This window comes from Streptomyces sp. A0592 (genome assembly GCF_004795115.1).
Lineage (GTDB): Bacteria > Actinomycetota > Actinomycetes > Streptomycetales > Streptomycetaceae > Streptomyces > Streptomyces erythrochromogenes.
In genome coordinates this window covers 22,850-33,313 of record NZ_SSBM01000056.1, presented here as the reverse complement: position 1 = coordinate 33,313, position 10,464 = coordinate 22,850, and the positions used below count along the sequence as shown (strand labels likewise).

Sequence of the window (10,464 nt, the reverse complement as noted above, 5' to 3'; positions counted from 1 at the left end):
AGCACCGTCAGCTCCCGCAGCACGATGGGGAAGGTGACGACGGAACGGGGGTTGCGGGTGGACATGACGGGCTCCTCACGTGGCGGGACTTCGATGGGGTTCGGCCGGCGCACCGCCGGTCCGGCCGGTCCCGCGGCAGCGGGGACCGGCCGGACCGCGCGGTCCGGCCGTCACGGCTCGTCGGCCGTACGCGCCGGCTACTGGCCGGCGACGGCCTTCTGCAGCAGCGGCACCAGCTGCTCGGTCGCCCACGACGCGTTGAGCGCGTCGGGGTAGGCGATGGCGGAGGCCAGGTTGTTGTCCGAGGGCACCACCTGGAAGTGCTTGCCCTTGACGGCGTTCAGCGACTGGAAGAGCTTGTTGCCCTCCAGCTCCGCCGGGCTGATCACGCCGCGGTCGCCGAACGGGTAGGTGACGAGCAGGACGTCGGCGTCGAGCTGGTCGAGGTTCTCCAGGCTGATGCCGTTCTTGTCCGGCCCGTAGTTCTTCGCCTTGTCGGTCTTGACGAAGCCGAGCTTCTCGAAGACGCCCGGGTCCTGGGCGCCGTAGGACATGAAGCTGATCTGCTCCGGGTGGACGACCGCGTAGGTGTACGTCTTGCCCTTGAACTCCGGGTGGGCCGCGGCCGCGTCGGCCGTGGTCTTCTCGCTGGCCTTGATGACCTCCTCGGCCTTGGCCTCCAGGCCGAGGGCCTGGGCGGCCCGGCGCAGGCGCTCCTGCCAGGTGAGGGTGTCGGACTGCGCCTTGTCGGTGTAGGTCACGACCGGGGCGATCGGCGCGAGCTTCTCGTAGTCCTTGTCCATCTCCCAGGTGTTCATGCCCAGGATGATGTCGGGGGCCTCGGCGGCGATGGCCTCGTAGGCGGTGCCGTCGGTGTCGTCGTACGTCTTCAGCTTGCCGGCCTTCAGACCGTCGATGGCGCGCTGCTTGAACTGGGGGACGGGGGAGCCGTCCTCGACGTCCGGAGTGATGACCGGGACCACGCCCAGCGCGAGGGCGATCGAGGTGTCGCCGTCGGAGACGGTGGCGACCTTGACCGGCTTCTTCTTGATCTCGGCCGTGCCCCAGGCGTTCTTCTGGCTGACGGTCTTGAAGGAGCCCTCGGCCCCGGCGGAGGCGGCCGGCTTGTCCGTGCCCTTGTCGTCGGAGCCCCCGCCGCAGGCGGCGAGCAGGGTCAGGGACAGCGCGGCGGCGGTGGCGGTGGCGGCGCGCTGCAGACGACGGGCGGAGGTGGTGCGGGTTCTGGCGTGGCTGGACAAGAGGGTTTCTCCTATGCGGGGTTGCGGTGCCGGCGGCCGAGCGGGAATATCTGCGGCCGGTCGGATCGGGGGTGGGGGACGACGAGACAGTCGAGGCCGAACACCTCGGCGACGGTCTGCTCGGTGAGGACCTCGTGCGGGCTGCCCCGGCGGACGATCCGGCCGTCGCGCATGGCGACGATGGTCGAGGCGTACAGGGCGGCCTGGTTGAGGTCGTGGGAGACCAGGACGATGGTCCGGCCGGTCTGCTCGTTCAGTTCGGCGAGCAGGTCCATGACCTCGATCTGGTGCGCGATGTCGAGGTAGGTCGTGGGTTCGTCGAGCAGCAGGGTGGGGGTCTCCTGGGCCAGGGCCAGGGCGATCCACACGCGCTGGCGCTGGCCTCCGGAGAGCTGGTCCACGGGCCGGCCGATGAGCTCTGCGGTGCCGGTGGCCTCCAGCGCCTCGGCGACGATCAGGTCTTCGGCGGGGTTGCTGCGCTGCCCGAACCGCTGGTGCGGGTGGCGGCCGCGCCGTACCAGGTCCCCGACGGTGATGCCCTCGGGGGCGATCGGGGTCTGCGGCAGGATGCCCAGGCGGCGGGCCACCTCCCGGGTGGGCAGGGCGTGGATGTCCCGGCCGTCGAGCAGCACCGAGCCGGAGGCCACCGGCAGCAGCCGGGCCATCGACTTCAGGAGCGTGGACTTGCCGCAGGCGTTCGGGCCCACCAGGGCGGTGATCCGGCCCGGTTCGATCTCCAGTGACAGGTCGTCGACGACGGTCCGCCCGTCGTAGCCCGCGGTCACCGCGCGGGCCGCGAGCGCCGGCGGGGCGGGGTGGTCCTTGACGGGGTGGTTCATGAGGGGGCTCCTTGCCCGCGGCGCAGGATCAGCAGGACGAAGTAGGGGGCGCCGATCAGCGCCGTGACGGCTCCGGTGGGCACCGGGGAGATCAGCGGGCCGTGCTGGGCCAGGACGTCGGCGCCGAGGACGATCGCCGCGCCGACCGCGGGAGCCAGGGCCAGGGCGCGTTCGGTCCCGACGAGCCGGGCCGCGACGGGGCCGCTGACCAGGGACACGAAGCCGATCGGGCCGGTGACGCTGGTCGCCAGGGCGGCCGCGCCCGCGCCGAGCAGGAGGGCCGCCGTACGCGCCGCGCCCACCCGGGTGCCGAGTCCGGAGGCCAGTTCGTCGCCCAGGGACATCGAGGCGAGCGGCCGGTACAGCAGGGCCGTGCAGATCCCGCACACGGCGAGGGCGACGGCGAGGGTGGTGACGCCGTCCCAGGTGGCGCCGCTGACGCTGCCCACCAGCCAGCGCATGACCTGGGCGAGGCCCTGCTCGCCGGCCATCGTGAAGAGGTAGTTGGTGTAGGCGGTGGCCACGGCGGCGAGACCGATGCCGATCACGACCAGCCGGTAGGTGTCCACCCTTCCGCTCTGCCGGCTCAGCGCCAGCACCGCCGCGACCATGGCGAACGCCCCAGCCACGGCGGCGCCTTCGACTCCGTACGGGATCGCCGGCGCGAGCAGCAGCACGGTCACCGCGCCCGCTCCGGCCCCGGCCGAGATGCCGACGACGTCGGGGGTGGCCAGGGGGTTGCGGATCAGCCGCTGGTAGAGCGCGCCGGCCAGGCCGAAGAGCGCGCCTCCCAGCAGGGCCGCGAGCGCCCGCGGCAGCCGGATGCGGTGGACCACGTAGTCGGCGAGCCCGGTGCGCAGGCCGAACGCGGCGGGCAGTACGTCCCCGGCGGGGATGTTGCGCAGCCCGCCCATCAGAACGGACGCCACGAGCAGGGCCAGGAGCAGTACGACGGTCAGGACCCAGGCGGCGGCGAACCGGCGGGTCGCGGCGCGCCGGGAGGCGGCCAGCAGTGCGGCCGTCGCGGCCGGCCCGTCGCGGCGGACGGCCGCCGTGCTGCCGGGCCGATCCTCCACCGGGGCGGGGAACGGCGCGGAGCCGCCCGTGATCACGGGGTTGGTCGACATGTCCCTCACATCCGCACCAGGTCGCGGCGGCGGGCCAGCCACACGAAGAAGGGGGTTCCGACGATGCCGGTCATCACCGACACCTGGACCTCGCCGTGGTCCAGGACCACACGGCCCACGGTGTCGGCGCCGATCAGCAGCACGGCGCCGCAGACCATCGACAGCGGCAGCGACCAGCGGTGGTCGGAGCCGACGAGCATGCGCGCCACATGGGCGGCGACCAGTCCGACGAACGCGACGGGTCCGACGGCGGCCGTGGCCGCCGCGCACAGCAGCACCGCCACCGCGGCGCCCGCCAGTTGGGCGCGCTCCACCCGTACGCCCAGCCCGCGGGCGGTGTCGTCGCCGAGTGCCAGCATGTTCAGGGTGCGGCCGAGCGGCAGCGCGAGGAGCAGTCCGGCGAGCGCGAAGGGGACGATCTCGTCCAGTACCTGGGCCCGGCCGGCGAGCTGTCCCACCGACCAGAACCGCAGGCTGGAGTACACCACTTCGTCGCGGACGACCAGTAGCGTGACGATGGAGGCGAGGAGCGCGGCCACCGCCACACCGGCGAGCACCAGGCCCAGCGTGCTGCTGCCGGCCCGGGTACGGGTGCCGATGAGGTAGACGGCCGCGGAGGTGACGGCCGAACCGACCAGCGCGAGCCAGAAGAACCCGCTCGCGTCGTTCACGTCGAGGAGCAGGATGCCGAGCACCACGCACAGGGCGGCGCCCTGCTGCACGCCGAGGATCCCCGGATCGGACAGCGGATTGACCGTCAGAGCCTGCATGACCAGGCCGGAGGCGCCGAGCGCGGCGCCGACGGTCAGCCCGAGCAGGGTGCGCGGGATCCGTTCGGTCCACAGCACGTCGTGGTCGTAGCCGGTGCCGAACGGATCGAACAGGATCCGCACGACGGACGCGGGCGCGATGTCACGGGCGCCGATGGCGATACCGGCGATCACCACCGCCAGCAGGATCAGGCAGGCGAGCAGCACGACCGGAGCGCCGCGTGCGGCACGGGTGCGCGCCACGGACGGCGCTGGTGGCGCCACCACCGGCGGGGCGGATGGGTTCATGGTGGTTCGGGTGCTCCTCACCGGGTTCCACTGGACGGAACTTAGGTTAGCCTTACCGCAGTGGCAGTCGGTCCAATGCCGGAGGCAGACCGATCGCAGTGAGGGGTCAGATTCAGGCCCCGCCACGAACGGGAGGGATTGCATGACCACGATGACCGTGCACACGGCGGCGGACGGCACGCGGCGCTCGACCACGCCGCACAGGCGTCCGCGGCCCCGCGCCGTCGCGAACCGACGGCCCGAGCCCGTCGCGACGATGCCGGCGCTGCTCGCCGACGACAGCCTCATCACCACGGGCGGACACCCGCCGCACGTCCACGACTTCCACCAGTTCCTGTACGTGCCGCTCGGGGCGATCACCGTGTCCGCGCTGGGCCAGGACCACGAACTGACCGCTTCGGTCGCCCTGTGGATCCCGGCGGGCGTCGTGCACAGCGCCCGGTTCGGACCGGACGCCGTCGTGGTGTCGGAGTCGTTCGACGCGGCGCTGTTCGACCTGCCCTATGTCGAGCCCACCCCGGTCAACGTCACGGACGCCCAACACGCCCTGCTGCTGGGCAGGATGCGCAGCAGTGCGGCGGAGCCGGACGACCCCAAGGCGTTCGCCGCGCTGTCCGCGGCGCACCCGGACAGCCTCCCGCTGCCGCAGCCGGTCAGCCCGGCCGCCCTCGCGGTGGCCCGCGGCCTCGCCCGCGATCCGAGCGACGGCCGGACGGCCACCCAGTGGGCGGCCGGGCTCTACACCAGCTCCACCAGCCTGCGCCGGGCGTTCCGCGCGGAGACCGGCATGGCGTTCTCCGAATGGCGCACCCGGCTGCGGCTGAACCACGCCCTGTACCTGCTGGACCAGGGCCAGTCGGTGGGGCTGGTCGCCGCCCAGGTCGGCTTCGTGAGCACCAACGGATTCATCCTCGCCTTCCGCCGGTACTTCGGCCGGACCCCCGGCTCCTACGTCCAGCAGCAGGCGGGTACCACGACCTGACCAGTCGTCACGCGCGGCTCGCGGACGCGGCCGGGGTGGCTTCCACCCCGGCCCGGCGCCCGCTCACCGCGCGGTCCAGGGCGAACGCGCCCGGACCCGTGAACACCAGCAGCAGGAAGGCCCAGCAGAACATCGCGGAGGACTCGCCGCTGTTCTGGATGGGCCACAGTGCGTCGGCCTGGTGGTGGACGAAGTAGGCGTACGCCATCGAGCCGGAGGCGAGGAAGGCCGCGCTGCGGGTGCCGGCGCCCAGGAGCACCAGGCCGCCGCACACCAGCTGGATCACCGCCGCGTACCAGCCGGGCCAGGCCCCGACGGGCACGGTGCCGCCGCCGTGTGCCCCGCCCAGCACGCCGAACAGCGAGGCGGCGCCGTGGCAGGCGAACAGCAGACCGATGACGATCCGGAACAGGCCCAGGGCATAGGGCTGGGCGGACGAGAGACGCTCGGACATGGGGAACTCCTCAAAGGGGGACGTGGAGACGAGCGATCGGTGGGTTGCGGGAGGTGGCGGTGCCGAGGCGGGTGAGGGGTCTCGGGGGACGAGCGGCTTCGGTGGGTCCCGGGGGCGCCCGGATGCGGCGGCCGACGCTCACCAGGCGGCGGCGACCCGGTCGGCGGTGGTGACGTGGGCGCACCGGCCGGCCGCGTAGCGCAGGGCCATCCGGTGCTCCTCGGCGGAGAAGTCGGCGACCGCGTCGGCCACCAGGAAGGCCTGGATGTCGCGCATCCACGCGTCGGCGGCCGTCAGCAGGACGCCGATGTGCGCGTACACACCGGTGATGACCAGCTGGTCGCGGCCCAGCGCCGCCATCCGCTCGGCCAGGTCCGTACGGACGAAGGCGCTGTACTTCCACTTGGTCAGCACGCTGTCCGGGGACGCGGGCGCCACGGCCTCGGGGATGGCCTCGGCGGTCGGGTCGGCGGGCAGGCCCGGACCCCAGAAGTCCTGCTGGAGCCCGCGCTCGGCGGCGCTCTGGCCGCCGCGCTGCGCGGTCCACAGCACGGGCACCCCGGCCCGCTCCGCCTCCGCGCGCAGCCGCGCGACCTGCCGGAGCAGGGCGGCGACCGTGGGCGAGCCTTCGCCGTACGCCGACAGGAAGTGGTTCTGCAGGTCGTGCACGAGCAGCACCGAGCGCGCGGGGTCGGGCTTCCACTCGACCCGGTTGGCCGGCAGGTCGGCCTCGGACGGCAGGGGGTAGGCGTCGATACGGGGGAGAGCCATGGTGTTCCGTTCGTTCCGTTTCGATTCGTTGCGGTGAATGGCGGGAGGGCTGAAGGGCCGTGGGGAGTCAGGCCCGGTCGCCCGTGCCGGCGGAGGCCGCGGCGGCGCGCAGGTCCTTCTTGGAGACCTTGCCGACCCCGGTGGTGGGGAAGGCGGTCACGAACTCGACCCGGTCCGGCACTTTGTACCCGGCCAGGCCGCGGCCGCGCAGGAAGGCCTTCACGGCGGCGGGGCGCAGCGGCTCGGCGCCGCCCCGCAGGATCACGTAGGCGCAGGTGCGTTCGCCCAGGTACGGGTCCGGTTCGGCGACCACGTTCGCGTCGTGCACGGAGGGGTGGGCGAGGATGTGGTTCTCGACCTCCTCGGCGGCGATCTTCTCGCCGCCGCGGTTGATCTGGTCCTTGGCCCGGCCCTCGACGACCAGGTGGCCGCTGGGCAGGGCCCGGACGATGTCCCCGGTGCGGTAGAAGCCGTCGGCGGTGAACGAGCGCGCGTTGTGCTCGGGGGCGCGCCAGTATCCGCGGATGGTGTACGGGCCGCGGGTCAGCAGGTGGCCGGTGGCCCCCGGCTCCACCTCGCGGTCCTCGTCGTCCACGATCCGGATCTCGTCGTCCGGGGAGATCGGGCGGCCCTGGGTGCCGTTCACCAGCTCCTCGGAATCGTCCAGCCGGGTGTAGTTCACCAGCCCCTCGGCCATCCCGAACACCTGCTGGAGCCGGCAGCCGAGGGCCGGCCCGGTACGGCGGGCCGCCTCCTCGGGGAACTTGGCGCCACCGACCAGCAGTACGTCCAGACTGCTCAGGTCGTGTTCCGTACCGGCCGCGGCCTCGGTCCACAGCAGGGCCAGCGGCGGCACCAGCCCGGTGATCGTCACCCCTTCCCGCTCGATCAGCGGGAACGCCGCCTCCGGCGCGGGCTGCGGGCACAGCACCACGCGGCCGCCCGCGTACAGCGCGCCCAGCGAACCCGGCGAGGAGAGCGGGAAGTTGTGTGCCGCGGGCAGCGCCACGAGGTACACCGAGTCGGCGCCCACCCCGCAGATCTCGTTGGAGCCGCGCACCGAGTACAGGTAGTCGTCGTGCGTGCGGGGGATCAGCTTGGGGACCCCGGTGCTGCCGCCCGACAGCTGGAGGAAGGCGATGTCCTGCGGCCGCGGCCGGTACGCGGGCTCCGCCCCGGGCTCCACGGGCACGTCGGCCAGCGCCGTGAACTCGCCCGGGTCGGCGTCCGCCACGAACACGTGCCGCAGCGTGGGCACTTCCTCCCGGACCGCGGCCGCGAGCACACGGTGGTCGAAGCCGGCGAGCCGGCCGGGGCCGATGTAGGCCACCGCCTGGGTGAAGGAGCAGAAGTAGCCGATCTCCGCCTGCCGGTGGGCGGGCAGCGCGAACACCGGCAGCGCCCCGATCCGGAACAGGGCGAACACCACCTCGAAGAACTCGGCCGTGTTCGGCAGCTGCACCACCACCTTGTCGCCGGCCGCGATCCCGCGGGCGGTGAACCCGGCCGCCATCCGGTCGGCGCGCGCGTCGAGTCCGGCGTACGTCCACTCCCGGCGCCCGCCGTCCGGACCGCCCGCCGGATCCACCACGGCCACCCGGTCCGGGTGGACGGCGGCCCGCTCGCGCAGAACCTCGCCGAACGTCTCGCCGCGCCAGTGGCCGGCGGCCCGGTACCGCTCGGCGAACTCGGCCGGCCACAGCGGGGCGTCGGGCTCCGGGGCGGACTGCTGGTGTGTTCCGGTCGAGGTCACAGGGAGGCTCCCACGGCGCTGAGGAAGGTACGGAACTTCGCGGCGGTCTCCGCGGTTTCGGCGAGCGGGTCGGACGCGGGCACCACACCGGCGCCGGCGTACAGGCGCAGCAGCCCGTCGACGGCCTCGGCGCAGCGCAGGGTGACCACCCACTCGCCGTCCCCGGAGGCGTCCTGCCAGCCGAGCATCCCCGTGTAGAAACCGCGGTCGAAGGGCTCCACGTCGGCGATCATGCGGCGGGCGGCCGCCGTGGGGGTCCCGCACACCGCCGGCGTCGGGTGCAGCGCGACGGCCACGTCCAGGGCGGTGGTGTCCGGGTCGGCGAGGGTTCCGGTCACGGTGGTGGACAGGTGCCACATGGTGGCGGTGCGCACCAGCGCGGGGCGGACCGGCACGTCCAGGGAGGAGCAGTACGGAGCCATGGCCCGGCGCACCTGCTCGACGACGACGGCGTGCTCGTGCAGGTCCTTCGCCGAGTCGAGGAGGGCGGCGGCGCGCCGCACGTCCTCGGCCAGGTCCGTGCTCCGCGCGGCCGATCCCGCCAGGGGGTTGGCGACCAGCCGCCCGCCGCGCCGGGCCACCAGCAGCTCGGGGCTGGCCCCCAGCAGGGTGCGGCCGGGGCCCACGGGCAGGGCGAAGGTGTGGCCGGACGGATCGAAGCGGGCCAGCCGTCCGAGCAGCGCGGCGAGGTCGGGCTCGCGGCCCGGGGCCGACACCTCCAGGGTGCGGGCCAGTACGACCTTCTCCGCCTCGCCGGCGGTCATCCGGGCCACGGCCTCGGCGGTGGCCCGGGCGTACTCCTCGGGCGCGGGCACCTCGATGACCTTCCAGTCCAGTGCCTCGGGCGGGTTCGCGGGCAGCGTCACCAGCGGATCGGCCTGGAGCGGCGGACCGGTGCGGACCTGCTGCGGGATCGCCAGCGCGGCGGGCGCGGCGGTGTCGAACGGCACCGCGCCCAGGACCACGGGCCGGTCCTGGCCGTCGCGGCGGGCGCGCTCCAGGGCGGCGCGGACCCGCTCGGGCAGCGGAGCGCCGTCGTCGGGGACGTCGGTGACGGGCCCCCGCGCCAGCAGGGTGCGGGTCGGCGTGGCGAGGAAGCGGTCGCCCGGCCGGTAGGCGTCGAGCAGACCGGTGGCGGCGCCCACGGCGGGGTGGGCCGGGACGTCGGCCGCGGCGGGCGCGGGGGGCGCGGGGGGTGCGGCGACTGGGCGGACCGTCGGCACGGTGACTCCTCATGGCTGCTGTGCGCGGCGTGCGCGCGGGTCTTGGCAGGTGGGTGCGGGTGATGCGGGTGATGCGGGCGGTACGAGAGCGGGGGCGCGTGGCGGTGCCGGGGGCGCGGCCCGTCACCGCAGGGAGGCGCCGCCGTCCACGTACAGCTGCTGCATCGTGATGTGGCGGGCCTCGTCGGAGGCGAGGAAGGCGACGGCGTCGGCGACGTCCGCCGGGTCGGCGATCCGGCCGAGCGGGATCGCGTTGCGGTAGCGGCCCGGGTCGCCTTCCAGCACCCGGTGCGGAACGCGGTCGTCCTCCCACAGGGAGCGCTGCATCGCGGTGTCGGTGGATCCCGGCGCGACCACATTGCAGCGGACGCCGCTGCGGGCGTACTCCAGGCCCAGGCATTTCGTGAACATCGTGGCGGCCGCCTTGGAAGCGGCGTATGCGGCCATGCCGACGCGCGGTACGCCCGCCGCGTCGGAGGCGACCGTGACGATGGAGCCGCGGCCCCGTTCGGCCATCGCCGGGGCGAGTTCCCGGGCGGTGTGGAACACGCCGCCCGCGTTCACCGCGAACAGCCGCTCCCAGGCTGCGTCGTCGACCGCGGTGGCCGGGCCGGTGTGCAGTACCCCGGCCACGTTCACCAGGATGTCGACCGGCCCGAATGCGGCGACCGCGTCGGCGACGGCGGTGCGGACCGCGTCCGGATCGGCCACGTCCAGGCGGCGGGGCAGGAGGCGGCCCGGCGGCGGGGTGCCGTCCGGGTGGGCGGCGCGCGCCTCCTCGGCGAGGCGTCCGGCGAGCGCGGTGACGGCCTCGCCGTCGATGTCGGTGGCGAACACCGAGGCGCCGTGGGCGTACAGGGTGCGGACGACCGCCTCCCCGATGCCCCGGCCGGCGCCGGTCACGAACGCGACCCGGCCCGCGAACCGCGCGTGCCCGGGGGCTGCGGCTTCAGGCATCTCGTCCTCCAAACAAGGGTGCTTCCGGTGGTGTGGTGTGG

General features: G+C 74.1%; 10 protein-coding genes. 1 reads left to right on the top strand and 9 read right to left on the bottom strand.

The window, feature by feature from the left end:
• Window positions 1-197: 197 nt before the first annotated feature.
• From E6U81_RS36975 to E6U81_RS36960, 4 genes are read right to left on the bottom strand one after another with little or no spacing between them, the layout of a single operon-like run.
• Window positions 198-1,259 carry an ABC transporter substrate-binding protein gene (locus tag E6U81_RS36975; RefSeq protein ID WP_240804240.1) on the bottom strand — a complete coding sequence of 354 codons (1,062 nt, stop codon included), beginning with the start codon at window positions 1,257-1,259 and terminating at the stop codon, window positions 198-200.
• Window positions 1,260-1,270: 11 nt separating this feature from the next.
• Window positions 1,271-2,098 carry an ABC transporter ATP-binding protein gene (locus E6U81_RS36970; RefSeq protein WP_136234375.1) on the bottom strand — a complete coding sequence of 276 codons (828 nt, stop codon included), beginning with the start codon at window positions 2,096-2,098 and terminating at the stop codon, window positions 1,271-1,273.
• The gene (locus tag E6U81_RS36965; RefSeq protein WP_136234374.1) at window positions 2,095-3,225 is read right to left on the bottom strand and encodes an iron ABC transporter permease; all 1,131 of its coding nucleotides are present in this window, start codon (window positions 3,223-3,225) and stop codon (window positions 2,095-2,097) included. The genes E6U81_RS36970 and E6U81_RS36965 overlap by 4 nt, the downstream gene beginning before the upstream one ends.
• Before the next feature lie 5 nt (window positions 3,226-3,230).
• Window positions 3,231-4,283 carry an iron ABC transporter permease gene (locus E6U81_RS36960; RefSeq protein WP_136234373.1) on the bottom strand — a complete coding sequence of 351 codons (1,053 nt, stop codon included), beginning with the start codon at window positions 4,281-4,283 and terminating at the stop codon, window positions 3,231-3,233.
• 142 nt (window positions 4,284-4,425) lie between these two features.
• Between E6U81_RS36960 and E6U81_RS36955 the strand changes: the two genes are divergently transcribed.
• The gene (locus E6U81_RS36955) at window positions 4,426-5,265 is read left to right on the top strand and encodes an AraC family transcriptional regulator (RefSeq protein ID WP_240804239.1); all 840 of its coding nucleotides are present in this window, start codon (window positions 4,426-4,428) and stop codon (window positions 5,263-5,265) included.
• Window positions 5,266-5,272: 7 nt separating this feature from the next.
• Here the strand turns inward: E6U81_RS36955 and E6U81_RS36950 are convergent, their stop codons facing one another.
• The 5 genes from E6U81_RS36950 to E6U81_RS36930 form a co-directional block, all read right to left on the bottom strand.
• Window positions 5,273-5,719, bottom strand: coding sequence for a DoxX family protein (locus tag E6U81_RS36950; RefSeq protein WP_136234372.1), 447 nt, complete (start codon window positions 5,717-5,719; stop codon window positions 5,273-5,275).
• Between the two features lie 138 nt (window positions 5,720-5,857).
• Window positions 5,858-6,490, bottom strand: a complete 633-nt coding sequence (locus tag E6U81_RS36945) for an isochorismatase family protein (protein WP_136234371.1) — start codon at window positions 6,488-6,490, stop codon at window positions 5,858-5,860.
• Between the two features lie 67 nt (window positions 6,491-6,557).
• On the bottom strand, window positions 6,558-8,243 hold the full coding sequence (locus E6U81_RS36940; protein WP_136234370.1) for a (2,3-dihydroxybenzoyl)adenylate synthase: 1,686 nt from the start codon (window positions 8,241-8,243) through the stop codon (window positions 6,558-6,560).
• Window positions 8,240-9,388 carry an isochorismate synthase gene (locus E6U81_RS36935; RefSeq protein ID WP_240804241.1) on the bottom strand — a complete coding sequence of 383 codons (1,149 nt, stop codon included), beginning with the start codon at window positions 9,386-9,388 and terminating at the stop codon, window positions 8,240-8,242. Before E6U81_RS36935 ends, E6U81_RS36940 begins: the two co-directional genes overlap by 4 nt.
• A gap of 201 nt (window positions 9,389-9,589) precedes the next feature.
• The gene (locus E6U81_RS36930; RefSeq protein WP_136234368.1) at window positions 9,590-10,423 is read right to left on the bottom strand and encodes a 2,3-dihydro-2,3-dihydroxybenzoate dehydrogenase; all 834 of its coding nucleotides are present in this window, start codon (window positions 10,421-10,423) and stop codon (window positions 9,590-9,592) included.
• Window positions 10,424-10,464 lie beyond the last annotated feature (41 nt).